General features: G+C 28.3%; 34 protein-coding genes. 4 read left to right on the top strand and 30 right to left on the bottom strand.

Going from position 1 to position 25,913, the window contains the following annotated elements:
* Positions 1-229: 229 nt before the first annotated feature.
* From ABDZ93_RS12880 to ABDZ93_RS12820, 13 genes are all read right to left on the bottom strand, one after another.
* Positions 230-1,390 (bottom strand): MerR family transcriptional regulator, encoded by a 1,161-nt coding sequence (locus ABDZ93_RS12880; protein ID WP_343826816.1) that lies wholly within the window; start codon positions 1,388-1,390, stop codon positions 230-232.
* A gap of 79 nt (positions 1,391-1,469) precedes the next feature.
* Positions 1,470-1,730 (bottom strand): ribosomal protein L7/L12, encoded by a 261-nt coding sequence (locus tag ABDZ93_RS12875; RefSeq protein WP_343826815.1) that lies wholly within the window; start codon positions 1,728-1,730, stop codon positions 1,470-1,472.
* Between the two features lie 184 nt (positions 1,731-1,914).
* A complete protein-coding gene (locus tag ABDZ93_RS12870) occupies positions 1,915-2,358 on the bottom strand; it encodes a GNAT family N-acetyltransferase (protein WP_343827001.1) in 444 nt (147 codons plus the stop codon).
* A 172-nt stretch (positions 2,359-2,530) separates the two neighbouring features.
* Complete coding sequence (locus tag ABDZ93_RS12865) at positions 2,531-3,013, bottom strand: GNAT family N-acetyltransferase (RefSeq protein WP_343826814.1); 483 nt, start codon at positions 3,011-3,013, stop codon at positions 2,531-2,533.
* Between the two features lie 159 nt (positions 3,014-3,172).
* Positions 3,173-4,063, bottom strand: a complete 891-nt coding sequence (locus ABDZ93_RS12860; protein ID WP_343826813.1) for an NAD-dependent epimerase/dehydratase family protein — start codon at positions 4,061-4,063, stop codon at positions 3,173-3,175.
* Positions 4,035-4,523: a GNAT family N-acetyltransferase gene (locus tag ABDZ93_RS12855; RefSeq protein WP_343826812.1), complete on the bottom strand. Its 489-nt coding sequence runs from the start codon at positions 4,521-4,523 to the stop codon at positions 4,035-4,037. Before ABDZ93_RS12855 ends, ABDZ93_RS12860 begins: the two co-directional genes overlap by 29 nt.
* Positions 4,524-4,586: 63 nt before the next feature.
* Positions 4,587-5,204 (bottom strand): lactate utilization protein, encoded by a 618-nt coding sequence (locus tag ABDZ93_RS12850; protein WP_343826811.1) that lies wholly within the window; start codon positions 5,202-5,204, stop codon positions 4,587-4,589.
* Positions 5,205-5,321: 117 nt separating this feature from the next.
* Positions 5,322-6,137, bottom strand: coding sequence for an alpha/beta fold hydrolase (locus ABDZ93_RS12845; RefSeq protein ID WP_343826810.1), 816 nt, complete (start codon positions 6,135-6,137; stop codon positions 5,322-5,324).
* A gap of 130 nt (positions 6,138-6,267) precedes the next feature.
* The gene (locus ABDZ93_RS12840) at positions 6,268-6,699 is read right to left on the bottom strand and encodes a multinuclear nonheme iron-dependent oxidase (RefSeq protein ID WP_343826809.1); all 432 of its coding nucleotides are present in this window, start codon (positions 6,697-6,699) and stop codon (positions 6,268-6,270) included.
* 38 nt (positions 6,700-6,737) lie between these two features.
* A complete protein-coding gene (locus ABDZ93_RS12835; RefSeq protein WP_343826808.1) occupies positions 6,738-6,860 on the bottom strand; it encodes a hypothetical protein in 123 nt (40 codons plus the stop codon).
* A gap of 17 nt (positions 6,861-6,877) precedes the next feature.
* Positions 6,878-7,135: a TfoX/Sxy family protein gene (locus ABDZ93_RS12830; RefSeq protein WP_343826807.1), complete on the bottom strand. Its 258-nt coding sequence runs from the start codon at positions 7,133-7,135 to the stop codon at positions 6,878-6,880.
* A gap of 37 nt (positions 7,136-7,172) precedes the next feature.
* On the bottom strand, positions 7,173-7,727 hold the full coding sequence (locus ABDZ93_RS12825) for a GNAT family N-acetyltransferase (RefSeq protein ID WP_343826806.1): 555 nt from the start codon (positions 7,725-7,727) through the stop codon (positions 7,173-7,175).
* A gap of 27 nt (positions 7,728-7,754) precedes the next feature.
* A complete protein-coding gene (locus ABDZ93_RS12820; protein ID WP_343826805.1) occupies positions 7,755-8,543 on the bottom strand; it encodes an alpha/beta fold hydrolase in 789 nt (262 codons plus the stop codon).
* A 515-nt stretch (positions 8,544-9,058) separates the two neighbouring features.
* Between ABDZ93_RS12820 and ABDZ93_RS12815 the strand changes: the two genes are divergently transcribed.
* Positions 9,059-9,655: a GNAT family N-acetyltransferase gene (locus ABDZ93_RS12815; RefSeq protein ID WP_343826804.1), complete on the top strand. Its 597-nt coding sequence runs from the start codon at positions 9,059-9,061 to the stop codon at positions 9,653-9,655.
* Positions 9,656-9,765: 110 nt separating this feature from the next.
* Here ABDZ93_RS12815 and ABDZ93_RS12810 read toward each other — a convergent pair whose 3' ends face one another.
* Positions 9,766-10,284, bottom strand: a complete 519-nt coding sequence (locus tag ABDZ93_RS12810) for a GNAT family N-acetyltransferase (protein ID WP_343826803.1) — start codon at positions 10,282-10,284, stop codon at positions 9,766-9,768.
* Positions 10,285-10,327: 43 nt separating this feature from the next.
* Positions 10,328-11,245, bottom strand: coding sequence for an SPL family radical SAM protein (locus ABDZ93_RS12805; protein WP_343826802.1), 918 nt, complete (start codon positions 11,243-11,245; stop codon positions 10,328-10,330).
* Positions 11,246-11,522: 277 nt separating this feature from the next.
* On the opposite strand from ABDZ93_RS12805, the gene ABDZ93_RS12800 reads away from it, so the two are divergent.
* Positions 11,523-12,770: an aminopeptidase P family protein gene (locus ABDZ93_RS12800; protein ID WP_343826801.1), complete on the top strand. Its 1,248-nt coding sequence runs from the start codon at positions 11,523-11,525 to the stop codon at positions 12,768-12,770.
* A gap of 98 nt (positions 12,771-12,868) precedes the next feature.
* On the opposite strand, the gene ABDZ93_RS12795 is transcribed toward ABDZ93_RS12800, so the two are convergent.
* Together ABDZ93_RS12795 and ABDZ93_RS12790 are read right to left on the bottom strand one after the other, a co-directional pair.
* Positions 12,869-13,675: a hypothetical protein gene (locus tag ABDZ93_RS12795; RefSeq protein ID WP_343826800.1), complete on the bottom strand. Its 807-nt coding sequence runs from the start codon at positions 13,673-13,675 to the stop codon at positions 12,869-12,871.
* A 184-nt stretch (positions 13,676-13,859) separates the two neighbouring features.
* The gene (locus ABDZ93_RS12790) at positions 13,860-14,348 is read right to left on the bottom strand and encodes a GNAT family N-acetyltransferase (RefSeq protein WP_343826799.1); all 489 of its coding nucleotides are present in this window, start codon (positions 14,346-14,348) and stop codon (positions 13,860-13,862) included.
* A gap of 229 nt (positions 14,349-14,577) precedes the next feature.
* Here ABDZ93_RS12790 and ABDZ93_RS12785 point away from each other — a divergent pair, with 229 nt between their 5' ends.
* Positions 14,578-15,576: a phosphotransferase enzyme family protein gene (locus tag ABDZ93_RS12785; RefSeq protein WP_343826798.1), complete on the top strand. Its 999-nt coding sequence runs from the start codon at positions 14,578-14,580 to the stop codon at positions 15,574-15,576.
* Positions 15,577-15,627: 51 nt separating this feature from the next.
* A complete protein-coding gene (locus tag ABDZ93_RS12780; RefSeq protein ID WP_343826797.1) occupies positions 15,628-15,924 on the top strand; it encodes a hypothetical protein in 297 nt (98 codons plus the stop codon).
* Between the two features lie 104 nt (positions 15,925-16,028).
* Here the strand turns inward: ABDZ93_RS12780 and ABDZ93_RS12775 are convergent, their stop codons facing one another.
* From ABDZ93_RS12775 to ABDZ93_RS12715, 13 genes are all read right to left on the bottom strand, one after another.
* Positions 16,029-16,646: a histidine phosphatase family protein gene (locus tag ABDZ93_RS12775; protein ID WP_343826796.1), complete on the bottom strand. Its 618-nt coding sequence runs from the start codon at positions 16,644-16,646 to the stop codon at positions 16,029-16,031.
* Positions 16,647-16,699: 53 nt separating this feature from the next.
* Positions 16,700-17,905, bottom strand: a complete 1,206-nt coding sequence (locus tag ABDZ93_RS12770) for a GNAT family N-acetyltransferase (RefSeq protein WP_343826795.1) — start codon at positions 17,903-17,905, stop codon at positions 16,700-16,702.
* Positions 17,895-18,458 (bottom strand): GNAT family N-acetyltransferase, encoded by a 564-nt coding sequence (locus ABDZ93_RS12765; protein WP_343826794.1) that lies wholly within the window; start codon positions 18,456-18,458, stop codon positions 17,895-17,897. The genes ABDZ93_RS12770 and ABDZ93_RS12765 overlap by 11 nt, the downstream gene beginning before the upstream one ends.
* Positions 18,459-18,496: 38 nt before the next feature.
* Positions 18,497-19,108, bottom strand: a complete 612-nt coding sequence (locus tag ABDZ93_RS12760; RefSeq protein WP_343826793.1) for a class I SAM-dependent methyltransferase — start codon at positions 19,106-19,108, stop codon at positions 18,497-18,499.
* A gap of 126 nt (positions 19,109-19,234) precedes the next feature.
* The gene (locus tag ABDZ93_RS12755) at positions 19,235-19,702 is read right to left on the bottom strand and encodes a pyridoxamine 5'-phosphate oxidase family protein (protein ID WP_343826792.1); all 468 of its coding nucleotides are present in this window, start codon (positions 19,700-19,702) and stop codon (positions 19,235-19,237) included.
* A 172-nt stretch (positions 19,703-19,874) separates the two neighbouring features.
* On the bottom strand, positions 19,875-20,042 hold the full coding sequence (locus ABDZ93_RS12750) for a hypothetical protein (protein ID WP_343826791.1): 168 nt from the start codon (positions 20,040-20,042) through the stop codon (positions 19,875-19,877).
* An 88-nt stretch (positions 20,043-20,130) separates the two neighbouring features.
* Complete coding sequence (locus ABDZ93_RS12745) at positions 20,131-20,655, bottom strand: GNAT family N-acetyltransferase (protein WP_343826790.1); 525 nt, start codon at positions 20,653-20,655, stop codon at positions 20,131-20,133.
* Positions 20,656-20,759: 104 nt separating this feature from the next.
* Positions 20,760-21,245: a GNAT family N-acetyltransferase gene (locus ABDZ93_RS12740; protein WP_343826789.1), complete on the bottom strand. Its 486-nt coding sequence runs from the start codon at positions 21,243-21,245 to the stop codon at positions 20,760-20,762.
* Positions 21,246-21,339: 94 nt separating this feature from the next.
* Positions 21,340-22,053, bottom strand: a complete 714-nt coding sequence (locus ABDZ93_RS12735) for a class I SAM-dependent methyltransferase (protein ID WP_343826788.1) — start codon at positions 22,051-22,053, stop codon at positions 21,340-21,342.
* Positions 22,054-22,276: 223 nt separating this feature from the next.
* On the bottom strand, positions 22,277-23,059 hold the full coding sequence (locus ABDZ93_RS12730; RefSeq protein ID WP_343826787.1) for a GNAT family N-acetyltransferase: 783 nt from the start codon (positions 23,057-23,059) through the stop codon (positions 22,277-22,279).
* Between the two features lie 284 nt (positions 23,060-23,343).
* Positions 23,344-23,631, bottom strand: coding sequence for a metal-sensing transcriptional repressor (locus ABDZ93_RS12725; RefSeq protein WP_343826786.1), 288 nt, complete (start codon positions 23,629-23,631; stop codon positions 23,344-23,346).
* A 28-nt stretch (positions 23,632-23,659) separates the two neighbouring features.
* A complete protein-coding gene (locus ABDZ93_RS12720; RefSeq protein WP_343826785.1) occupies positions 23,660-24,985 on the bottom strand; it encodes an MATE family efflux transporter in 1,326 nt (441 codons plus the stop codon).
* A 409-nt stretch (positions 24,986-25,394) separates the two neighbouring features.
* Positions 25,395-25,841, bottom strand: a complete 447-nt coding sequence (locus tag ABDZ93_RS12715; protein ID WP_343826784.1) for a helix-turn-helix transcriptional regulator — start codon at positions 25,839-25,841, stop codon at positions 25,395-25,397.
* Between the last annotated feature and the right edge of the window lie 72 nt (positions 25,842-25,913).

Here is a 25,913-nt window from a genome sequence, read left to right as displayed (position 1 = left end):
CCCTTTCTGTTATATAAATAATCTCCACTACAAATTCCTATTTATTGAGTAGTTTGATAAACTAGTAACTCGCACAATAATACTATTATAAAGTTATTATAACATATTTTGTAAATATAGCACTATTCAATTTTCAAAGAACATTTTTAAATTTTCACTTCGCAATATCTACATATTGTGCCATAACACATAGAAATTTATCTTTCATAATAACCTCCCCAATCTATTTTTATTTTATTGCTTCTAAAATACCAGCCTTTGTAGTTATTGAAATATTACCATTTTTCTCAATATAGCTCTCTATATGCTTTTCCAATTTACTTCTCTTATCTCCTACAAGAATAGAGCTCCCTTTTATTGTAGATGCCTTATATGAAACCACTGGTTCAGCAGTATCTACTATGATCTTACCTTCTAAAATCTTAACATTAACATTACTAAAATACTTTTTAAGCAAAGTTTGTCCTTTTTCTAAATCAAATCTTTCACACATACCATTATCATGTAGTTCAAGTTTAGAATCAAAATTTTTCATAAGCACATTTAACTCAGTCATAGCTTCACAGGAGTTAGTTGTTACATAAAATATTCCACCTTTAACAAGTACTCTTTTTATTTCCGCTATAGCCTTTTCCATATCTGATACAAGATATAGCATATGTCTTGCAATAACTACATCGAAGCTTTCGTCTTTATATGGAATGTTTTGTGCATCAATCTCTTCATATAAAAAGTTATGCTCTATATCATTTAATCTATTTTTAGTACTAAGTAGCATTCCCTTTGAGAAATCTGATAAAGTAATTTTCCAATTGTCACTTATATTGCTATTATTCTTATACCATAAGTCACCTGTTCCACAGCCTAATTCTAATATTCTTGCATTTTTAGGAAACTTCATTTGATTAAAACACCAATTGGTCCAATCAGTTTTATTGATATTATAACTATGTAGCTTTCCTCTCAAATTCAACATTTCATCTGTTTTATATTCATCCTTTACCCTATTTTCCATATTAGTTATCTTGATAATATCAATGAGTTTATAAATATCTAAAAATCCCTCTTTATTTATTTGACTTTCAGCCTTATTAAAGACAGTTATAACTGATTCAATATGCTTTTTCTTTTCCTTCAATGACTTTTTTTGAATTTCAATCATATCTTCTAGGTTTTCTCCATTATTATATAAAACCTGATTTATTTCTTTCAATGACAGGCCAATAAATTTCAAAGTAGTAATTTGTTGAAGTTTTAAAAAATCATCCTCACAATAAATTCTATATCCAGATTCAGTTTTTTGTTTTGGTTTCAATAGGCCTATCTTGTCATAATAAAGTAATGTCTTTACAGTTACTCCTGTTCTTTCAGCAACCTCACTTATTTTCAAGATATTACCTCCCCTCGGAGTTATTATAAACTCCCCCCTTAAGGTAGAGTCAATACTAATTCATAATTAAATTCTTATATTATAATCTCTCACTTAATCTATCAACATACTCTTTAGCTTCTTTTAAACCAAGACCAGTAGCTATTCTGTATCTTTTAACAGCTCTAACTTTCTTTCCTTGTGAAATAAGTTCTCTTAATTCTTCATCTATATTTTCTACTTCTGGATTTTTTACTCCTATATGTTTCTCAATCCTATATAAGCTTGCATTAATGCGTGCAATATCTCTCTGTAATTGACTAACAATGGAAAATACAATCCCTAATATTACACATCCCATAATTATACATATTTTTTCTTTAATGTTTAATACTTATTTTTTTAGTTAGTTTATATATTAGTTTTTATCTTTGCATAGTCTTTGAATAAAAATTTATCTCTCAAATTTAATCTTTAAAAAATCTTACTTTATACTATTTATTTTTCTCTATAGCATACACATAGTGAGGCATCTCAATATTATATTATTGCTTTACAAATTCCCCTTCCTTGGTCATACCTACTCTCTTAGCAACCTGTTGCGATGAATAGTTGTTGTCTCTAATTATACTTATAGCTCTATCTCTATCAAGATAATTAAATGCATAATCTCTGCAAGCAATTGCAGCTTCCGTGGCATATCCTCTATGCCAATACTTTTTCTTAAGTAAATATCCTATTTCTAGTTCTTCTTTACCTTCTACACATTGAATTGTAATACCTGCTTGTCCCACAAAGCACTGAGTTTCCTTATCTATAACTGCCCAAAGTCCAAATCCAAATTGTTTATATCTATAGAACTGCTTGTTTAGCCACTCTTCAACCTCATCATCAGAAAACCCATGCTCATAGGCATACATAGTTTCAGTATCCTGTAAAATGTCACAAATATCTTCATAATCTTCTTCAGTCATTTCTCTTAAATAAATTCTTTTAGTTTCTAAAATCTTTTTAATATATTTTCTCCTACATGCTACTAATATCTATATATGATAATAACTTTATTATATTATAGGTTGTATCAGCATCCTGTTTAATTCATCATATATCAACTTCTATACCACCTTGGAATTATGTTTTTAAAGTAGCTTACATTGGTTTTTATTTTATAATTTTGTGCATTTTGTATGCATTAGATTTATATCCATTCCATTCTAATTCTATTTTTTCATTAGATATAAAACCTTGCTTTTCCCAAAAGCCAAGTACATTTTCCTCATATTCATATACAACATCTATTCGAATACGTTTGGCATTCTCAGATTTGAACATTTTCTCTAACTGATTATAAATTAATTTTCCTACTCCTTTGCCTTTAAATTTATCATCAATCATCAATAGAGATAAATATACCTCATCACCACTGCTATAATCACACAGTCCAATTATTTCCCTTTTATTATCTTTTATTATTACTGAATTGAAACCAACTTTTTTCATCTGTTCAATCTCATTAAGTATAAATTCTTTAGAAACACTTGAAATCCCCATATGCCTGTATAAAAAAGTTTTATTTGAATTATAAATATCTACAATTCGATTTATATGATTTTGATTTACTCTATCAATTATATAATTATTCACTTTAAAACCTCCTATATAATCAAGTTATAATACTCAATAGAAAACCATATTAATTTCAACATTTCCATGCATCGGTAAGCTTACTTCTACAATTATAATGAATTAAATCAGAGATATTAATAATTTATTAAACCAAATCATCATTGAATTATTTCTTTATCAATTTTCAATATCCCTTACTAGAGTGTTAATAATAGTTTTTCTTTTATCTCCACTTATATTATGATATATATCTTCTTCCTTATAATCAGGTATTATAAAACTGCTATCAATATTCATCAATCTTGCTAAATGTATGTTAAACTCATAATGACTTACTGGTTTTTCGCCTGCTATATTTATTATTCCTGCAAAATGACTATATATAAGTTCAATTATAGCCTCTGCTAGGTCTTCTACATTAACAAAACTGGCATAGAAATTTGCAGTTCTTGAATAACTTCTACCCGTTTTTGAAATTTCCAATAAAGACTTCATTCTAGAATCCATTCTTCCATCATAGTCATAACCGTATATACTCCCTGGTCTTACAATTACATTATTAGAATGCTTTCTAACTATACTTTCGCCTTCAATTTTACCGTTAATATACTTTGAAAAATATTCATCAGGCATACGTTTATGGGGAATTACATCTTCAATTTGATTCTTTCCTTTTCCAATTGTAGTAGAAACATAAATTAAACGTACATCTTTAGCAATACTGGTAACTATCTCATTTATACCTATTTGTGATAATAACATTTCTTTTTCAGCATCAAAAATGCTCCAAATAATTATATCTGGTTTAAATGAAAACAACTTCTTTATGTCTAATTTATTCAATACATTGATTTGTAAAAGCTCTTGATTATCTGAGCTATAGCAAGTTCCATAAATATCATCATTGCTAGATTCCTTAAGTTTCTTATATATTGTATTTCCTAAATATCCGCTTGCCCCTATAATTAATATTTTCATAGTTGTAATCCTTTCCAAAAGACATAGTAAATACTTTCTATTTCTAATATCATAAAAAGGTTTATGATATTCTACTTTTACCTTTTTCATATAATTTGTTTAAGTATAGTCCAAATGGTATCTCATAGTAGGTTGGATTATTATTGTTATCAATATAATGATAATCATAGTTTTGAAACTTTATCAATTCATTAAATCCCCAAGATTTATATATGGCTGTTAATCTTTCTACATCATCATTATCAGCAGCAGTTCTTACTTCTTTAAATCCTTTTTCTGCAATTCTTTGAAGAACTCTTTCTATAAGTTTTTTGCCGAGTCCTAATCCCCTAAAGTCCTTTTCTACTCTGAAAGCACAAAGATAAGCTCTGTCTTTACCATTAGCTTCATCCTTATCTTCCGAATTCCAAAATATATAAAGCTCACCTATCAATGAACTATCTTTCTCATTTTCAATTATCCAAAACTCTATATTATTTTTTTCAATTTCATTAATGAAATATACTTTAGTTGGAGATTCATTTTTCCATAAAGCCTTTAATTCATTCAAATTGCCCGTCCTAATTATCATATTTATCTCTACCTTTCATGTAACTATTGAGTTAAATACATATTAAAAACCACATTCCTCATTAACTATAAACAACTTCATCCTATTTTTATCTGCTTGTCCCTCAATTATGGAAAGCACATTACAAACCCTTTCCTTTGATGTACAATCTACACATCTATTTATTTCTACACATGGTGGATTATAACCCGCTCTTTTCGCATTTAAAGGACATGCTATATTCTTAACTCTATTTATTCCCTCTTCAACATTCTCTACAATTTTATTTTTACCTACAACTACAATTACTTTATCTGGTCCAAAAGTAATTGCTGCTACCCTATTCCCACTATGATCTACATTAATAATTCTTCCATCAAGGGTTACAGCATTGGAGCCAGTAATATACCAATCAGTTGTAAGAGCTTTCTTTTTAAGCATCTTACTCTCTTCCCTAGTTTTAGCTAACTCCTTATCATACACTATATTTCCTCTGTCCATCAGTGATTCTACTATATTCATTTTCTGAAGAGTAGCTGAATGACCAATTCCAATGGTACATTCTTCATCTATGATTTCTAATATGTGATTCTTAACTTCACTTAAATCTTCAAAACATTCAATCTCTATATTCCTCATCCTAAAATTTTCTTTTAGCTTATTAACAATATTTGTATCCATGATTATACCTCCATAATAATTTTATATAGAAAATACCGTATATACATTAATGAATAGTACGGTATTCTATAGATAAACATTTTAATTTCTTATTAAATACTCCTATGTTATAAATTTCTATTCTTCAACAAATCTCATTAATTCTTCATTAAATTTTTCTTTCTGATCGTAAAATACTCCATGACCACTATATTTGAATGGTACAAGTTTTGAATTTCTAATACACTGATTTTGAATTTCAGCTAACTCAAATAGCACAACTTTATCATGAATGCCATGAAGAATTAATGTTGGAACCCTTATAGTCTCTAGATCAGAAAATAATTTTCCCTCACCTAGCCAAGTGTTTGCAATAGCCGCTGTAGACCATCCTGCTGCTTGTAGTCCAAGATTAAAGAACCACTGAGAAAATGGTTCAGATATATATTTAAAGAAAAATATATCTCCGAAATCTCTCAACATTTTAGGCCTATCATTATATGTCCCTTCAATAATTTTAACAACTTCTTCTCTATCCAATCCATAAGGAAAGTTTTTACGCTTAATAAGACTAGGTGCTGCTGCAGATATAAGAACTAGCTTAGATACTCCATACCCTTTATGACGAGCCATATATCTAATAGCTATAGCTCCACCTGTTGAATGTCCTGCCAGTGTGAAATCTCTAAGATTTAGAGCTTCTACTACACATCTAACATCATCAGATAAACGATCATAATCGTATCCATCATAAGGTTTATCAGAATCTCCAAAACCCCTGGTGTCTATTCCGATACATCTATACCCGAATTTGGGAAGTTGGTCAAACTGATATTCAAACAAATTATGGCTACCAGGCCAACCATGTAAAAATACAATTGTTTTCTTTCCTTCTGGATTAAGATCCTCTACATAAATTTTCACATTTGGTTCAACTTTAATATAATATCCCACTCATTACCTCCATCAATGAAATAAGTATATTGATAGATTATTCATTCGGAAATATTTTGTGAGTTATTTTCATAATTCTTACCCAATATATTGTTAGCTTTTCAATAAATCATTGACTATATATTTTAAATTATCTATAATTGTTTAATATTTCTCTTAACCTAATAATTTGACTTATAATCTCCTCTTTAGCCTCATTACATATATTATTTGGTGATATTAGAGGAATATTAGAGTTAATCCTATCATTATTTCTTCCATATTCTAATGTAACTATTTTAGGATTACATTCTTTTAGAAGCTTTTTCAATGTTCTATACCCTAACTCATTTATTTTAGTGTGTGCCATAATATCACTTTCTGTTTCAATCCATCCGTTAATATGTATTTCATAAACCTTATCTATAGGTAGTCCATAAAGATAAGTTTCGAAATTAACGCCTAATTTTTTTGAAGAGCAATAAACATGGCTTATATCTAATAGGAAATCTGAATCTGTTTCATAAATAATCTCAGAAATAAAATCAGGTTCAATGCATATTCCAAAGTTATTATTCTCCATATAAGGATTTCCATCAGCATTCTCGAAAGATATAAAATCTAAATTATAAAACTGTTCATTAAGATACTTGATGTTACTTTGAAATAGTCTATATCTATTCTACCTTCTTCAACAAGCTCTACAACCTCTGGATAATAATTACATCCTAGTTTTATCATCATATTAATTCTCCTTCTAATTAACTAGTAACTGTATTATAAAATGCTTTTAAATCCCTTTTTACTTCTTCTGAAAGAGAATGCCATCTGATTCCTCGTATTGCTCCCTCTAAGGCACATAATCTATTAATACATGCAGAACTATCTATAGCTCTAATATTTAGCCATGCTTGCTTACTACCTACAGCCTTTAATTGCTCAATAGTCTCTATTCCAACTTCATTAAGTTGCTCTTCTAGTTTCTTGCCTATATTAGGTAAATCAGATAATTTACTCATAACTTTCCTCCCATATTAAAATTATTTAATTTAAAATTTATGCTTTGGTTCTCATAAAATAATCACCATACATCATCATTTTTCTATTTAGCGGAACATAAGATTTTTTCTTTAATGACTCAATACGTTCAGTTGCATTTGGAATTGCCTTTGTAAGAATTTGCTCAACATTAAATAGCTCAAAAAAATTCTCATTTACAATTTCTAAAATATCATCTATATATTTTTGTTTTTCATATTTACTCTGCAAATCTATTCTCAATACTCCATAATCGTTAAACTCATCTTCTGCCTGTCTTCTAAACATTTCAATAGTACCAACTTTTTCATCTGTGTCATTCAAAGTGATTGTCCATCTCACAAAGTATTTATTTTCATAGGAAAAATCCCAAAATTTAATTGCCTGCTCCATTCTTTCAACTGTTGTATAATAAAAATCGTCACCATTACAGTTATCAGAATTGAAGAATTTAACAGCCTCTTTATCTGAATAACACTTTAGTAATTCCCCTGCTTCTATAGTTGTTGTCTTTTTTAATGTAATAAAATCATTTTTAAATATAGGGCACTGCTCATAAACATTCCTTCTCATTTTAATTCTCCCCTTAAATTAGTGCTTTTATCTTGAATCTAACTCACTGAAAATTATTTCATAAAATTTATCTTTACCATAAACTTCATTCCAAGGGCTATGTCCACAGTCCTTCAATAGTATAAATTTAAAATTTTTTATAGCTTTTGATAAGGGCTTTTCAACCCCTTCAAAGGAATGTGAGTCATATTCACCATGTATAGCAATCACAGGACATTTTATCACCTTTCCAAGCTCCAAAAGCTCTCCACTACTTCTCAATTTATTGATTTCTTTCATACAATTTTGAAAAACCTCTGGTTGAAAATCTAGAGATTCATTTTCAATACAAATAGGACTAAAGGAATCCGCCTTTGCCATTAGTTCTCCAAATTCACGTAATACTTCTTTTTTATTTTGATTATTAGATTCATTTAATAGTTGAAATAATACTCTAACTCTTAAATTCTCTTCATCTGTAAGTCTATTTTCTCTTTTACTATTCATTGATGAAATGTAATTATCCTCAAAGGATCCACTTCCAACAAGTATAATCTTACTAACTAGATTAGGATATCTTGATGCAAAAATATAGCTTAACCATGCTCCCCATGAATGTCCAATTAATATTATTGGGAATTCTCCATTCCTTTCAAGTAATTCTTTAAGCTCAAAGACTTGTCCATCAATAGAGTCTTCTGATTGCATAGGTTCCAGAACCCCATACTTTTTTGATAGTTTTTTTGCTACTGGTGCCATTCCACCTGGGGCACCTGGTCCACCATGAATAACAACTATACTATATGGGTTACTTCCATACTTACGTATATTAATCATTTTAATTACTCCTTCTTACAACTTAATAATCTAATACATTAAAAATTAAACCTTTTTACAAGTAAATTTCACCTTATTATCAGCCATTTATTTTTTTATTATACAAAACTTTTAAATTTATTACAAATATTTTCCACCCGTATTATTATAAAGAATTGATATAGCTTTTCATTTTAAATCTACTCTTTAATTAGTTTCATTAATTTCAAAAATGTATTTAAAATTAAATATAGATACTACAATATGGTAAATAATAGTATAATAGACTTATAAATTACTAAGCTATTTAACATATATTAACTAGCAATTAGCTACAATCATAATATCCCAATCATATATCAAAAAAGTTATTAAACAAGGAGAGGAGTTAATACTATTATGGAAAGTATTAAAGCAATTATTTTGAAACCTCCTAGATAACATGTATTCTTTAGTAGTAAGCTTCCAAGAGGTCCTCCTTATATAATTTTGTAAATATATTTAATAACTCTATTAAATTTTAGGGGGATAATATAATGAAAGAAATAAAAAAATTAATATTAAATAAAGAAAGCGAAAATCATAAAATTTTATGTACATCTGATGAAATTTTAATTCGAAAGATGGAGGATATAGCTTTTGACTATGCCTTAATGGCAAAATGGTTAAGTGACCCTGAAGTTCTTTTCTACTATGAAGGTAGAGATAATACCTTTAACATAGATAGAATAAAAGAAAAATACTCTCCAAGGATTCTAGGTGAAGAATCTGTTACTCCATGTATCATTGAGCTTAATCAAAAACCCATTGGATATGTTCAATATTATTATGAAAATGAGAAGAAAGACCTTGGGGTTGAAAACTATGATACTCTTTATGGAATTGATGTATTCATAGGTGAGACAGAGTACCAAAACCAAGGAATTGGCACCAAAGCCATAAAGCTTTTAACTAAATACTTATTTGAAGTAAAAAGTGCTGATGTTATTCTGATAGATCCTCAAACGTGGAATAGTCGTGCTATTAAATGTTATGAAAAATGCGGATTCAAGGCTATTAAAATCCTTGAAAAAAGAGAATTTCATGAAGGTCAGTATAGAGATAATTTGATAATGCATCTAGTTAGAAGTTAGTAAAAATTATTATAACTACTAATATATAATAATTCTAAGAATTATTTAATCTTTTAGCTAAATAAAATAAAGGGAAGTCTCAAAACAGACTTCCCTTTAAGAAAGTATATCTAACTATATTTTAAGAAGCTAGCTAGTAACAATGTGTTTTTATATTCACCTTTGATTTTTATGTTTTTATTTTTTCTTCCTTCTTCAATAAATCCGAACTTTTTATAAAGTGCTATAGCTGGTGTATTTTCTTCAAAAACCTCTAATTCAATTTTCTCAACTTGATTTTCTTTACACCATTTTATAATCTCTTCCATTAATAAAGTTCCTATTTTTAACCCACTGTATTCCCTTAAAATTGTTATACCGAAATCTGCAACATGACTTGTCCTTTTAGTGCTACCCTTTTGTAATGTAGTAGAACCTACTATTTTCCCATCTATCTCTGCTACTAAAAATAAAGATGTGTTTTTAATATATTCTGCCTCATCTTCAGCTGTTAAGTCAAATTCGTCTGGCTCTTTAGGGAAGAAACTTACCTCGCCCATTACTTGTTTCACCAACATTACAATTTCATTAGCATCTTCAACTGTTGCTTTTCTAATTATAAGTTCATGGTCATTTTTTAATTTCATCATAATTATAATACCTTTCTATGACTCTGAAATTTTTATTAATTTATTATTTATATTGTATTTCCCCATCCTTATCAAAGATTGATAATTGAGTATGGCCTTCTTGATTTAATTTTTCTTGCATTGGCTTTGAATAACTACTTGATAAGCCATATTTTTCTCTCAAAGCATTTACTGTTTTATATAAATTATTTTTATATTCCTTATCTGCTCCACCAGTTTTATATAATAATAGTAGGTCATCATATACCTTTGGAAATTCTTTCTTTATGAAATCTAAAAATACTATTCTTGTACTCCCTCTTAAATAAAGAGTTCCAGGAAGAACGTAATCCACATCACATTCTTTAGCATGAAAATATAGGGAATTTATATTTTCAAAAGTATCTGTTATATATGGAATAATTGGCATAAAATGAAGTCCTGTAGAAGCATTTGTTTTACTAAATTCCTTTAGCATTGCAAATCGCTTTAAAGATGCTACTCCATTTGGTTCAATTAGTTTACGTATATTTTCATCCATAGAAGTAATTGTAGCAGCTACATTCACATAGGTAACTCTAGAAAGTTCGTCAATTAAATCATAATCTCTTAAAATTAAATCGGACTTAGTTGAAATAATGCAAGGTGTTTTATACTTTATCATAAGTTTTAATATATTTGGCATCAGTTTATAATTAGCTTCTGCTGGTTGATAACTATCTGTAACTCCTCCGATATTTACAACCTCCCTTTTCCATGAAGGACTACTCAGTTGCTTTTCCAATTGCTCAACTACATTAGTTTTTACATATATATCATCAAAATATTTATCCGAATCTAAGTATTGATGTGAATATATAGCATAACAATATTTACAGCCATGCTCACATCCTCGATATATATTTAAATCCCATGCAAAGGGAACTTTTCTTTTTAATTTATTACATGCTATATCACAAGTAATTTCTCTATACTCTGCCACTTATTCACCTCCAATATCATAATAGTAAGATTTCAGCAAAACTATTTTTATATTTTTACTTATAGGTAACATTTTACCATATACATGTATATTAAGTATATCTTTAAGAAAATATTTATTTATATCCATGAATAAATTTTTATATTTCCACATATGTAATCATTTACTATAGACGAAAATTAGGTTACTATTATTATATGACCATCTTTTTTATAAAAAATTTTATATTACTTAAACTTATCTAATTATCTATTACTTAATGAAAGGGTTGTTGGAAATGAATAAATGCTTTTTCAAGAAAAATAGGCTTAAGTTATCAATGGAGTTAGCCAATGGTTCTATATTAATAATGTTTGCAGGAAGAGCACCTAAAAAATCAAATGACTATAATTATAAGTTCACACCAAACAGAAATTTTTATTATTTATGTGGAATTGATGAGGAATATATAAACCTTGTAGTTATTAAAGACAAAAATGGAAATATGGATGAACGCTTATATATTAGGCAATGCGATGAAAAAAGATCTAAGTGGATAGGTAAAAGTATTGATGTGGACACAACTAAAGAAGTATCTGGAATAGATGATGTAAGATTTATAGATGACTTTAAAAGAGATTTAAATAGTCTAATATCAACTAAAAATTTAGTCCATATATACTTAGATTTAGAAAAAGATGCCTATGAAGATGATTTAACCCCTAATGGTTGCTTTGCCAAAGACTTAAAAGAAAGATATTCTCAAGTTTTTATACATAATGTATATCCTAAGTTATCCATTCTAAGAATGTGCAAAGAAAAAGAAGAAATAGCAGAAATAAAGGTTGCCATAGAAAAAACTAAATTAGGAATAGAGGCTATGATGAAAAATGCTAAGCCTGATATTATGGAGTATCAATTAGAATCCTATTTTGATTTTGAATTAAAAAACAATGGTGTTAAGGATTTTTCATTTCCAAGCATAATTGCCAGTGGACAAAATGGCACTATACTTCACTATGAACAGAATAATTGCGAAATTGAAAATAATTCTTTAGTTTTATGCGATGTTGGTGCTGCCTGGAATTACTATCATGGAGATATAACTAGAACCTTCCCTATAAATGGTAAATTTACTGAGAGACAAAAACAAATATACAATATAGTTCTAAATGCTGAACTTGAAACTATAAAAGCCCTTAAGCCAGGTCATACTTTTATATCAATAAATGAGGTTACAAAAAAAGCTTTAGCAGAAGGATTAATTAACCTTGGTATAATAAAAGATGAAAGTGAATTATCTAATTATTATTATCACCAAGTAAGTCATCATCTAGGCTTAGACACTCATGATGTTGAGGACTATGATGCTCCTTTTGAAGAAGGCATGGTGCTCACTGTAGAGCCTGGACTATATTTGTCTCAAGAAGGTATAGGAATAAGAATAGAGGATGATGTAGTTATAACTAAAAATGGCTGTAAAGTCTTATCTGATGGAATTATAAAAACTGTTGATGAAATTGAAGAATTTATGAAAAGATCTTAAAAATAAAGAATTCTTTATGATTACTTAAAATATAAAGGAGAGGAATGAGTTTGCGTTTACACAAACTCATTCCTCTCCTTTTTTTAATATATAAACTTTTATTTAATAAGTGCATCTCCAAAGAGAGAATTAAAAATTTCATTTGCTATTCTTGTAAAATTTTCAGGTGTAGAATATTCACTTTCTAGATTAAGATTTTCCCATGTTGCAGTCCAAATTAGATATTTATCTAGAGATAACATATCCTTTACCTTTAAATGACAACCGTCACGAACTAACAATCCATCTTTAGCTATTTTTTCAATATCAAAATATAACCTTGCACCAGTTTTATATTTCATATTCTCATCCATAGTAATTTTATTATTTTCCCTTGATAATGCAACAATTTCACCTGAAACATTACCTCTAGAAAACTTAATATAATCACTATAGTCCTTTGGATCACCAAGAAGTTTACCTATAAGCTTGTCCTTGTAATTATCATCTTCTCTTTTAAGCATATTCCAAGACTTTAAATAACCATCTCTCTTAATTTTTTCCCAATTTTCTATTGTTGTACTATGGATAAGAACCTTAGGCTCATTATCCCTTAAAAATGCTTCATTATAATGGTGACTTCCATATACTTCCTTTGCTTTAATTAAGTCTTCTTCATTCACCGACAAAATCATATTCTTACAGTAGCTATTTTCGTATTCTATAAAATCCATAAGGCTAAATTCCCATTGTGTACACTTTTTACTTACCTTTAAAGTATACACATGTGAATCGCCTCTTCCATTGGTTATTTCATAATTTTTAGAATTAGTTAAGCAAAATACAATCCAATCATTAGTATATCTTTCTTCTGTGAATGGATTAATATGTTTAGGTTCAAATCCAGGCTCCGTTATGTATATCAAAAGCTTTCCTCCATTCTTTAGATAATTGCTACCACTATTAAAACTACGTTATATTAATTCTATTTTTAATATTTCTATTATAGCATATTTTCTAAATATTCATTATTAATTTTTTTATTTAATTTAATATATTGAGTTAATTAATAATATCTATGGCTTTAATATACTTAACATTATTACTTTATTAAATTTTATTATCAACTTCTACAAATCCAAGTTTTTTATATAGATTATAAGCAGGTTTATTATCTATATGTACATCTATAATGATATCTTCTATATTCTTTTTATGCATATCATTTACACAGGTAGCTAATAGTGTAGAAGCAACTCCTTTATTTCTATGATCTGGTGCAACATGCAGTGAATAGATATGCATTTTATTTTCTCTTCCAGGTAAGGCTATTAAAATACCTATTACTTCATCATTGCAATGTGCAGTTATAATATATCTTTTTGAAAAATCACCTAAAACATTATTTTTAAGATTTGCAATAAACTTATCTGGTTTTTTACCAGATAAATCAGGATCTAAAGTTCCCTCTATAAACCTTGATAGATAAATATTTAATTCCCTTTCTAATTCTGCTCCTTCTAAAGCTAACTTTTGGATTTTAAATTTGAATAGATTTTCTATTCGGTTAATTAAATTCTTTCTAAGTTGCATTCTCATTTGCTTACTCTCCTTTATATATATTTTGTACAAGATATCAAACACAAAAATTTTATATCCTAGTTACAATTCCATGAAATCTATTAAATTTCCTTCTTTAAAGTATGTACCATTTAAGTTAATTATAGTAAAATAATCTTATGGTTATTACATCAAATTATAGCTATACAAATTTTGATCTAAATTTTATATTTAGAAATATAATTATTTTAGTAAGGAAGTGGAAGATTTGGATAGAGAAATTGAGGAATTATTTAATAAGCAAATTTTAGAAGAAGCAGCAATTAAATTTAATATAGATATGTCTACACTAAATTTAATTGGAGGTTTTCAAAACTATGTTTATGAATATAAAAAGCAAAATAAATCTTATATTTTAAGATTTACTCATAGCTCACATAGAAGTGATAACCTTATAAAAGGTGAACTGGACTGGGTTTTATATTTAATTAATAATGGAGTATCAGTTTCAAAGCCCATCTACTCTATCTCTGGTAATTTATCAGAAAAAATCCATATAGGAGGATCGTACTTTACAGCTACTTCTTTTGAAAAAGCTACTGGAAGAAAGATTGGATATCCTGAATGCATTAGTAATAAAGATTTATTTGAGAAATGTGGTAGATTAACAGGGAAAATGCATTTTTTATCTAAGAAGTACATACCTTCATCAAAAGAAATTAAGAGACCTGATTGGTCACATAATTATTATTTACAAAACATAAAGAAATATATTTCTACTGATCAGATCAAGATTTTTGAAAGTTATGATGATATAGTGAATAGAATAAATAAGCTCTGTACGGATTCTGATTCCTTTGGAATTATTCATGGAGATATTAATGTCGGAAATTTTCTGTTAGATAATGAAAACATTAATATATTTGATTTTGATGAGTGTCAATATAGTTTGTTTATTGAAGATATAGCTATTCAATTGTTTTATATTACTTATGTATTCTTAGATGATAGCATAGATGAAAGACAAGCTCAAAGTTGTATTTTTATGAAAAGCTTTATGGATGGTTACCTTAAAGAAAATCATATAGATGAATATTGGCTAAAACAAATACCTCTATTTCTTCAGCTAAGAGAACTTATCGTCTATATAGGTATATGTCGTAGCACTGATTTTTCTAACGTGAGTCAATGGATGAAAAACTATATTTCTCAGAGCAAATATAGAATTGAACACGGAATTTCTATAGTAAGTGAGAACTATGTATAAACTACATAATTCTTTTATATACTTAAATATTTATTTTAGGAGGATAACATCTTGGACCTTTTGGGAGTATTTTCATATGCATGTTTAGCATTTCTTATTTTCAACTTATTACATGTGATACTTATGAAATATAGAGGTAAAGCCATTAATTCCTTTACCATTATAGTAAATTCTCTATTTTTAGTACTTATATCAACTTTAAGTATATGGCAAAATGGAATCTATGTTGATGAATATAGTCTAAGTGGTAGCAGTGTAGATTTCTACATTAACCTTGTAAACATAGCTATTTTTATTATCATAGCTGCTATAGCATCTTCTAATAAAAATGAACATAAAAATCATTAGATGGAGTTATAACAGTACTGAACACTTAATTGATTATATTTTTATGAAAAGATTAGAGTAGATAAGTTTGTGTAAATACAAATTTATCTACTCTTCATATAATTCTATCCTTTTATTTCCTCCAAGTGCCCTGTATCATTAATGCATTTCACAGCCATCTTATTGCTTATCTCATCACATTTAACAATACTTATACTACAATTATCAATTTCCATGTTAAATCTTTTATACTGCTCTAAACCTAAGAAGTAACTCAAAAGTATCGCAATAGTTCCTCCCGAAGTTACTATTGCTACATTTTTATACTTTTTCTCTACTATTTCGTCTATAACTTTTATTACTCTTCTACATACATCTTCTCCACATTCTCCCTCCGGATAAGGTAAGTCTTTTAAATGCTTATCCCATTCTTTTGCATAATCTTCATAATTTATATATCTATCTTCAATAGTTAATACATCCCATGATCCCATATTTATTTCCCTAAGCTCTTCTTTAATAATAATTTCTGTATTAACATATTTATTTATAATCTTAGATGTTTCTACTACTCTTTTTAAGTCACTTGAGTATATAATATCTATACTATAATTTTTCACTCTTTTTCCAAGAACTTCAGCCTGTATTATTCCAAATTCATTTAAATCTTTATCAACAGCTGATTGGTATTTTCCATTTCTATTTATATTAGTTTCTCCATGTCTTAACAAGTAAATATTCATTCATCCACCTCTATTACAAATCTTTAATAAATCATTATTAACAAACTACACCATTAAAAATAATATGGATTATAAAGAAACTTTCTAGGAAACCAATGGTCTAATATTATTTTAAACTTTGAATCTGATAGTATAATCCATTCCTTAAATTCAAGCTCTTCTACAGAATATGCACCATACAATAGTGCGGTAAGCCCTTTTATGTCCATCTTTACATCTGGTTTTTTACTCTCATATTTACTCATTTTTAGTTTCTTATTCACAGCTTCTAACTTATAAATACCATTATTCCACTGACAATGTTCATCATATAATTCTAAAATAATATTACCTTCTAAAGCTACATTAATATCACTCATTGCTTCTACTGCATCAATAATTCTTACCATCCATGAATGATTGCTAACCTTTACTTCAATAGGCCTCATTGGATCATTCAGCCATGTCCAAAAATTAGTACCATATGGAATTCTTAATTCTAGATGTGAAAATTGGTCTTTATGCTTTGCAAAATATCTGAATAACATCACTCTGCTTTCTATGTCTTTCCAATACATTTCTGTCACAAAAATTTTTCCATCTTCTCCTGATCCTATTTTAATATACTTTGCAGCTGCCATAGTTTTATTATTTTTCTTTATAAAGACTACAATTACACCACCATGATCTTCTATCCAATACTCCTTGGATATATTATTGAGAAAAACAAGTCCATGATGCTCCAACAAATCAAGTTCAAATTTAAATGCTTCAAATTCCTCTTGTACCTCAATAGCTCTTACTCTTTTCTCTTCCCATTCACCATTTATTTTTGATATATCTTTTAAATAATGAAAAAATCCATCTAAAGAAATTTTAACTAGCAAATTGTCATTTGTACCAACATATCCAAAATAATTATAAAAACTTTCTTTAAAAGGATGTAATAAACTAACAGATTGATTTTTTTCTTTCATATCTAAAAATGCTGCTTTTGTTAAGTCCTTTACATATCCCTTCAAACGATATTCAGGAAAAGTAGCCACATGGGAAACCCCTCCCATCTTCTTAATTACACCTCTCACTGACTGATTAAATGTATAGTTCCTTATCATAGCTACTAGTTTCTCTTCATCAAACATTCCTAATATTTCATCAGGAGTATAAAATGATAATTCATCCTTTGATGGTTTACTATCAGTCCACTGACGACCTGTACAATATACGTGTAGCTCCCTTACTTGCTCAATATTATCAACTTTAATTTTTTTAATTTTCATAGGCATATTCTCCTATATATTTCTTTAGAGATTGCTCCATTCTACTTTTCATTGATAATATGTCCGTTAAGAATACATCCACCAAAAGTTTACCCTCCATCTGATATTCTTGTTTTGTAACTTGTCCACAAAATTTGTGATAAAATTGATTTGATGATGCATAATGATGGTTATAAACAACAATCTTTTCCATACCTATACCCATGTAGAAATTCAATGTGTAAATAATCATCATGAGAGAAATCCCCCTATTTCGCTGGTCAGGATATACCCAGAGACCATTTAACTCTATACCCTTTTCAGGTATATCAAAGGTTTCTGCAAAACTGCTAAAGGCTATTCCAAGCATCTTGTCGTTTTCAAATGCTCCAATTAACAATCGAATATCATTATTTTCTTTCCCTGTATGCATCCACCCTACCCAGAAATCTAATTCTTGAGAAACTGAAAGGGTGTTTTCAGCCTTACCTGCCAACTCTTCCGTCCAGCACAAAATCTTTAATTCTAAGGCCTGCTGCATGTCAGATTCCTTTAATTGTCTAATTTCAATCATTGATTCATCCCCCCAATTATACAGCTAATCTTATTCAATTACTTTTTCACTAGTATATATTCAAGATAAACCGATGTATTTTCTCTATCATCGATATTTCTTTTTACTGATTTCTTTTCCTTATATATAACTTCAAATTTTGTAAGGGCTTGCTCAATTTCGTTATCCTTATAATGACAATAGATCACTTCATCATTATCTTCAATTTGTAAAAACTCCCCTTCACCAATTTCTTTTCCTATGCCATAAGTATCACACTCTTCACCTAAAAAATTCACATAGCATAGTCCTCCAGGTTTTAACACTCGATAAAATTCTGATAAAGCAAGTGAGAAATCTTCTTTTTTCATATGAACAGACGTATTATAAGAATACAAAAAATTAAAAAACTCATTTTCAAAAGGTATTTTTCTCATATCACCAAATATGATATTTAAATCTGTATTATGTTCTATACAAAATGCTCTTGCATTTTCTAATTGTTCTTCAGATATTTCGATTCCATAGGTTTCATATCCAAATTCATAAAATAAAGAAAGAGGTGGATTAGAACCACCAGCACCACAGTCTAATATAATTTTTACAGAGGAATTGTTATTACAATATTTTAAGAAATTATATAGCGGAATAGCATTTATAAGGTTATGCATATTTTATTACCACTCCTTATATTTAGGCTATGTTTAAGAATATTGTTGATATTACAGCAAATATTAACAGAAGCTTGTCTAATCTTCCATTATATACTATTTCAAATATATATGGTTGTCCTAAAATTAACGTTCATCATATTTGTGAAATTTATATGGAGAAATTGATTTATAGTATTCTAAATCAATTATTAATTCATCTCTATTCATTTCCCCTAATGACGGATTGTAATTCCAAATTACAAGAGGGAATATTTCATATAACTCATTGTTAATTTTCTTAAATACAGATACATATTGTGGAAAGCGTTTGTCGTAAATTGTTCTTTTGTTTGTATATTCTTCACTTCCATATTGAACAACCTTTGCAATCCCATGAATTTGCAACGTTCCAACTGAAACTGCAACATATGGATTTTGCGATATATTTTTACATTTTAATGTATCTGAATAACTCCCAAAATATAAATGTAAATTTTCATCATATGCAAAGCAAACAGCAGAATTATCTGGATATTTACCATTTGTTGTTCCCAAGTAAATGAGTTTCTCATTTTCTAATATATTTTTAATCTTTTCTGAACTGAGTTCCATATTATCATCTCCATATTTTATTTACTTTAATAATAGTAATTTGTAATAATACATTTATTTTAGTATATTAAGTAATTATATTTATTTCAATTTTTTTAACATTATGCAAAAATTGTTTTTCGTATTCTAAAGTCCTTTAATTTTGTATCAGAATGGCATGTATGAGATTGTATCAATAGATTTTTACTCTTAACAGTATCTTTCTCTGTATTAAAGACTTCCAACCACTTGAACCAATACATATTAACCACTTTAAAGCTTCATTTAAATCTTCTTGTCCCAAATCTGCATTTTCATATTTATTTGGTATTACTGCTTTAAATACATTGTCCCAAAACATTTTTGTGCTATTATAATTCTCTATTGATATTTCCCCCTTCCTTCAATATAATTCTTTACTAGCGGACTTAGCTTACTACAAGTTATGATTATAATCTTGGATTAGTCATTTCATATGATGGATGATACAGTCCTGTTGGTTCATAGAAATTATCCCCTATATATTGAAAACCTAAGCGTACTAAAAGTTTTTTAGATCCAACATTTTGTGGGTGATGTCCTGCAAAAAGCTTATCTGCATTTAATTTAGAAAAGCAATAATGGATTACCGCTTTTGCTGCTTCATGGGCATAACCTTGCCCCCAGTATTTTTTACGAAGATGAAAACCAATTTCATATGAGTGTTGTTTAGATTTAAATGGACGTACACCACAGCAGCCAATGAATTCTCCTGTTGTTATTTCAAATATAGGCCAATATTGAACATGAAACTCCTTACCATTACAAATTTCAATATTTAACCCATTGCGAATATCATTTTCTGTAAATTCTCCTGTAGTACAAATAAATTTAGTAACATTCTTTTCTCCCCAAAGATGATGTGCTAGTGTAAAGTCGCAATCTGACCAATTCGAGAAACCTATACGCTCTGTTTTCATAAAGTAATCTCGCAAACCTTTCACCTCCTGCTATGTGAATAGCCTTTCCATGGCAGTATGATACAATTGTAATTTAAATTATAAAAGTATGATACTTCCTATTAATAAGTTAGTTTTATTTATTCTATTTTCATCTCAAATAATGCAAATGCTCCACCATTATCTAATAAGAATTTATTAACTATCTCAAATCCTAAACTCTTGTAAATGTTACATAACTTTTTATTAGTCCATCCTGTATCTAATCTTAAATATTTAACGTTTCTTTTTTTACATTCTTCTATTGCAAATTTAACCATTTTGCATGGTAGTCCCATTCCTGCATACTCTCTTCTCACGCACAGTTTATGTATATATCCTGCTTCATTTTCCTTTGAATTTGGCCAAAAGAAAGTATCTCTCCATTGCAATATCATACAACATGCATTAGCTCCTGAAACTTTTCCCACACAAAAATCTTCTTCCATAACATTTACCATTAATTTTTCTCTTGTAAGGTGTTCATCCTTCCATACATTTAATCCAATAGAGCGTCCCCAAGAAGCGACTTCTTTCATAATATCAATTACATTATCAACTTCTCTGGTAGATACGATAAAACTCATACTTCTCCCCCTCAAATTTGTAATCTGGCACACCATAAATTGTCATCAACTTAATTTAAAATTTTCACTATATAAATATAAAGATGTTTACATTTTATTTTTTCTTCAATAATGTTGTCCACATAAAAGATTTTCCAAATACATTGTCATTCTCTATCTCTTTCATCTCTCTAAATTCAAGTATATTGAAGTGTGGTTTTAAAATTGTTTTTAGCTTATACTCAGAAAATCCAAGTCCACCATGCATTGAATAATCTCTATACACATCATAATCAGATATATTTGCACCTCCGTTTAAATTAAAACAGTTCATGGAAAAATATCCATCTGGCTTTAAAAGTTTTAAAACAGCACTTAGGTATTGATTTCTCCTATGAGGTTTTATATGATGAAAACATCCTGAATCATAGATAAAATCAAAACTCTCTGGTTCACATTTAAAGTCAAATATTGATTGGCATAAAAAATTCACTTCTATAGATTGTTCTTTCGCCAATTGTTTTCCCCATTCAATAGATGTTTTTGAAAAATCAATTCCATAAACTTCAAACCCTTTGTGTGCAAGATATAATGAATTTCTACCATTTCCACATCCTATATCAAGTGCTTTTCCTTGTTTTAATAATTCTAACTCAAAATATGAAGCAAGGTTTTCATCAGGAATATTTTTAAAGAATGGAATTGCTTTTTCCTTATCAGAATAAAAATTGCTCCACCATTCATTATCCCGTTTCTCTAATAGATTATCTAGCATATCAAGTATCTCATTCTCACTTTTAATAATCTCTGAATTGATTTTTTCTATCACACATATCCCCCCTATACATTCATAAAGAATATCAATCATTAATTTTCAAAGAAAAATATATCTCCCAGCGTTCCATCGTTATATTCAGAATTAGGATAAGATTCTACAAGTCGGTATTTGCCCTTAGTATATTCAGATACAACATTATCCCAAAAATGAACCGAAGCAATGTTTTTAGGATGTCTCTTTAACTGCCACTTGCCTTAAATATTTTAATCTAAAACTATCTCATAAATAATATTGATGTCTTAACACCACATTTTGAGAACCCACATTTTTTATACATATCCTTTGCTGTATCGAAATTGTCTGTTATTAAGTATGCTATATCAGCTCCTGCATTAAGAGATTCTTCTAGCAATTTATGCAACATAGAAGTACCATATCCTTGTTTTTGATATTTCTCAATAATATCAAAATCCTCAATCTTTGCAATGCCATCTTTTATGAAAAGCTCACATTTACCTATAGGTTCCTTTCCCTTGTAGCATACATAAAGGTTCAAATCAAAATTGTCCTTATATACTTCCATCTTTCTTTTGCTTCTTTTTATAGCAAACTCTTCTCCCATCGCTACCTTATTGGCTTGTACATCTGCTTTGTATCCATCATCAAGTATTTCAAGAGTATCTGCTTTTAAAGCTATGCAATTATCTTTCACTTTTAATTTATTAAAATCTTTTGGCTCTATAGCCATAAAACAGTATTCTGTAATCTCAGGCTCTTGAATCAAATTCTTTAACTCATCCCACTTCACACCATAATCCATCATGATATGCAGATGTTCATTATTTGACTTTTGCATTTCACTAAGCTTATTTTCAATAAAGCTTCTTAGTTCATCCATCTCCATTAATTCTTTCAAAAAAATGAAATTATGCATGTACATATCACGTAGTTTTTTGTCTGTGAATATGATAGATTTCTGCTGTTCGGCATAATCTGAAAAACATTTTATATATTTCAATTCAGTTTCCAACATTTTTTCATATAATTCTACCTTCATAATATAAATCTCCCTAATTTATCTATTTAAAAATAATTACTATATATTTAAATTAATTACAAATAATTCTTTAAGAAAATTATAACATATAACTATAATGAATAACCCAAAATATATAATATTCTTCTAATTTCTACTATTATGTTTCTAATATCAACTATTTAAATTTCAATGTTTGAAGTGTAATATAGTTTAGTATTAAATAAAAAAATATCACGCATTCCTTTTAGAACATGTGATATTTAAACTAATTATAATTAGTATTATTAAAAATATTTTAGGATTTACTTAATAAATTTACCTATTGCATCATTTAAATCTGTGAGAACTTCTTTATCTCCTGTTTCTACAGCATCAACAACACAATTTTCAATATGATCTTGTAAAATTATTTTACCAATATTATTAATTGCAGATTTCACTGCTGAAACCTGTACTAATACTTCACTGCAATCTCGCCCCTCCTCAACCATCTTTTTCACTGCCTCTAAATGTCCTATAGCTCTTGATAATCTATTTATTACAGCTTTAGTATTTTTATGTGTATGGTTATGTCCCTGTTCATCACTCATAAATTTATCTCCTTTTGTTTTATTTTAATTATATGTTAATTTTCTGCCATTTTCCATTTAAGAAACGTTTTAGCAAAATAATACCTCTAATTGTAATATCTAAAGCATATCCAAGCCATACTCCCAATAATCCAAGCCCAAATGTTACTCCTAGTAAATATCCAACGCCTACTCTTCCACACCAAATTCCTATTAGTGTTGCATACATTGGAAATTTTGTATCTCCAGCACCTTGTAACGCACTGGTAAATATCTGAGTAATTGCTGCAAATGGCTGAAATAACGCAATCAACCTTAATACTCTTATAACTGCTTCTTGTACTTCTTTTGTATCTGTAAAAATCATTGCAAATTGTGGAGCAAATATAAAAAATATAATTCCAATACAAACCATAAAAATAGTTGCGATGAAATCCGATAAAAAAACAATACTTTTAGCTTTTTTAGTATTATCTTCACCAAGACTTATACCGACAAGAGTAGCTGTAGCAATCCCAAAACCCATTGCAGGTATATAGGAATAGCTTTCAATATTACCTGCTATATTATGAGCTACATATGCCGATATACCAATAGAAATAATCATACTGTTGTATACTAATTGACCTAACCTCATAACTAATTTTTCAATTCCGGCTGGTATTCCAATTCTCATAATGGATTTAATTATATCTTTTTTAATCTTTATATTTGTCAAATCAAGCTTAATAACACTACCATTTACTAGTTTTAATAAAAGAATTAAAACATTTACTATACGTGAAATAGTTGTAGCTAAACCTAAACCAAGAATTCCCAATCCTAATTTTATAAAAATATAATTTAAAAATATATTTAACACATTAGCAACTCCTGTTGCTATCATTGGTGTACTAGTATCTTTAGTTGCTCTTAAACAGCTTGATAGAATAAGTGATAAGCAAAGAAATACTGATGGTACTGCAACAACCATATAATATGGTACTGTATAACTTAATATTTCATTTGAAGCACCTGAAATCATTAATATAGGTTTATAAAATATTAAATTAATTGCTCCAACCAATATCCCTATTATGATACCTAATATATTGGACTGTTTTATGACAGCATTGGCCTCCTCAAAATCAAACCTTCCAAAGTTTCTTGAAATAATTGCGCTAGTTCCTATACTTATTGCAGTATAAAAAGCAATGAACACATTAACAATTAAATTAGTTATACTAATTGCTGCAATTGCACTATCATTAATCTGCCCTGCAAAGTAGGTATCTACCGTTCCCAATAGTGTTTGAAGAATATTTTCTATTATTACAGGTATTGCTAACAAAAATATAGTAATAATATTATCTTTATTTTTCTTTACCCAATTCATTCTATCCCCCCTTATATTATCCCCCTATAGGGGATAATATAAGGGTATCATTTTTAAAAATACACTTCAACAGTTTTTGTAATTTTATCCACTTAAGTTTTGTAATACCAAATTTAAAAAGTTATATTTTACCTTTTTAATATATATCAAAAATTAACCTCCCATATTTAATATTATTTTGCAATGCTTTTTTACGCTTAATATATGTAAATTATACTATATAATTTCTAAGTAGCTTATTATAATATAATTGATTTCAAAATAAAAATACCGTAAAACTCATTACAAATTTTACAGTATTTTAAAAATTCATTTATTCTCATAGTTATTGCACATTATAAGAAGATTACCATTTATTCAAATATCAGCTGTAATAACACGTAGTAATTGAGCAAAAGTATAGAAAATTTTACTTGTTTTTCTTTTTTGCCATTTTATACTTTTGGTAAAGAATATCTTTTAAAACTAAAACAGTGTCTACATCATCAAACCCAAACTCATTTTTAAAAGTATCGTACAACTCAGATACTTTCTCACTATAAGTATTTATTCCTTTCACACTTTGATATGAAGCCAAAATTGGATACTTTTTACTCCATGCACTTGTCCAGTCAATTTCATCAACTATCATTTCAATGCTAGTAACATCACCACCAATATGGCTTCCACTAATAAGATAGTCGTAACTTACATTGTAAAGTTGACTTAGTAATTTTGCTTTAATAAGTTCAGGAACTGTTTGGTCGGTTTCCCATTTACTTACCGTTTGTCGAGATACACCTAATTTATCTGCAACATCTTCCTGAGATAAACCTTCCTTTTTACGCAAATATAATAATTTTTCGCCTAATGACATAATTATCACCAGCCTTTCCTATATTTCAAGTTAACTTGTAACTATAGTATACTAAACACTAAACACCTTTTC

Origin of the sequence: Clostridium subterminale, assembly GCF_039521425.1 — a bacterium.
Classification (GTDB): Bacteria; Bacillota; Clostridia; order Clostridiales; family Clostridiaceae; genus Clostridium_J; species Clostridium_J subterminale.
The sequence above is the reverse complement of the archived record's forward strand: the minus strand, read 5'-3'. Positions and strand labels throughout refer to the sequence as shown.

Bases quoted from the DNA above. Each gene is read 5' to 3' on its own strand.
- ABDZ93_RS12755 (WP_343826792.1), bottom strand. From the start codon at position 19,702: ATGGAACTCAGTTCAGAAAAGATTAAAAATATATTAGAAAATGAGAAA.
- ABDZ93_RS12815 (WP_343826804.1), top strand. From the start codon at position 9,059: ATGAAAGAAATAAAAAAATTAATATTAAATAAAGAAAGCGAAAATCAT.
- ABDZ93_RS12770 (WP_343826795.1), bottom strand. From the start codon at position 17,905: ATGAAAATTAAAAAAATTAAAGTTGATAATATTGAGCAAGTAAGGGAG.
- ABDZ93_RS12730 (WP_343826787.1), bottom strand. From the start codon at position 23,059: ATGAAGGTAGAATTATATGAAAAAATGTTGGAAACTGAATTGAAATAT.
- ABDZ93_RS12740 (WP_343826789.1), bottom strand. From the start codon at position 21,245: ATGAGTTTTATCGTATCTACCAGAGAAGTTGATAATGTAATTGATATT.
- ABDZ93_RS12875 (WP_343826815.1), bottom strand. From the start codon at position 1,730: ATGGGATGTGTAATATTAGGGATTGTATTTTCCATTGTTAGTCAATTA.
- ABDZ93_RS12840 (WP_343826809.1), bottom strand. From the start codon at position 6,699: ATGGAGAATAATAACTTTGGAATATGCATTGAACCTGATTTTATTTCT.
- ABDZ93_RS12725 (WP_343826786.1), bottom strand. From the start codon at position 23,631: ATGAGTGATGAACAGGGACATAACCATACACATAAAAATACTAAAGCT.
- ABDZ93_RS12835 (WP_343826808.1), bottom strand. From the start codon at position 6,860: ATGATGATAAAACTAGGATGTAATTATTATCCAGAGGTTGTAGAGCTT.
- ABDZ93_RS12760 (WP_343826793.1), bottom strand. From the start codon at position 19,108: ATGCATAACCTTATAAATGCTATTCCGCTATATAATTTCTTAAAATAT.
- ABDZ93_RS12750 (WP_343826791.1), bottom strand. From the start codon at position 20,042: ATGTTTTGGGACAATGTATTTAAAGCAGTAATACCAAATAAATATGAA.
- ABDZ93_RS12720 (WP_343826785.1), bottom strand. From the start codon at position 24,985: ATGAATTGGGTAAAGAAAAATAAAGATAATATTATTACTATATTTTTG.
- ABDZ93_RS12860 (WP_343826813.1), bottom strand. From the start codon at position 4,063: ATGAAAAAGGTAAAAGTAGAATATCATAAACCTTTTTATGATATTAGA.
- ABDZ93_RS12715 (WP_343826784.1), bottom strand. From the start codon at position 25,841: ATGTCATTAGGCGAAAAATTATTATATTTGCGTAAAAAGGAAGGTTTA.
- ABDZ93_RS12830 (WP_343826807.1), bottom strand. From the start codon at position 7,135: ATGAGTAAATTATCTGATTTACCTAATATAGGCAAGAAACTAGAAGAG.
- ABDZ93_RS12850 (WP_343826811.1), bottom strand. From the start codon at position 5,204: ATGGATACAAATATTGTTAATAAGCTAAAAGAAAATTTTAGGATGAGG.
- ABDZ93_RS12825 (WP_343826806.1), bottom strand. From the start codon at position 7,727: ATGAGAAGGAATGTTTATGAGCAGTGCCCTATATTTAAAAATGATTTT.
- ABDZ93_RS12810 (WP_343826803.1), bottom strand. From the start codon at position 10,284: ATGATGAAATTAAAAAATGACCATGAACTTATAATTAGAAAAGCAACA.
- ABDZ93_RS12820 (WP_343826805.1), bottom strand. From the start codon at position 8,543: ATGATTAATATACGTAAGTATGGAAGTAACCCATATAGTATAGTTGTT.
- ABDZ93_RS12765 (WP_343826794.1), bottom strand. From the start codon at position 18,458: ATGATTGAAATTAGACAATTAAAGGAATCTGACATGCAGCAGGCCTTA.
- ABDZ93_RS12790 (WP_343826799.1), bottom strand. From the start codon at position 14,348: ATGAGAATGCAACTTAGAAAGAATTTAATTAACCGAATAGAAAATCTA.
- ABDZ93_RS12800 (WP_343826801.1), top strand. From the start codon at position 11,523: ATGAATAAATGCTTTTTCAAGAAAAATAGGCTTAAGTTATCAATGGAG.
- ABDZ93_RS12775 (WP_343826796.1), bottom strand. From the start codon at position 16,646: ATGAATATTTACTTGTTAAGACATGGAGAAACTAATATAAATAGAAAT.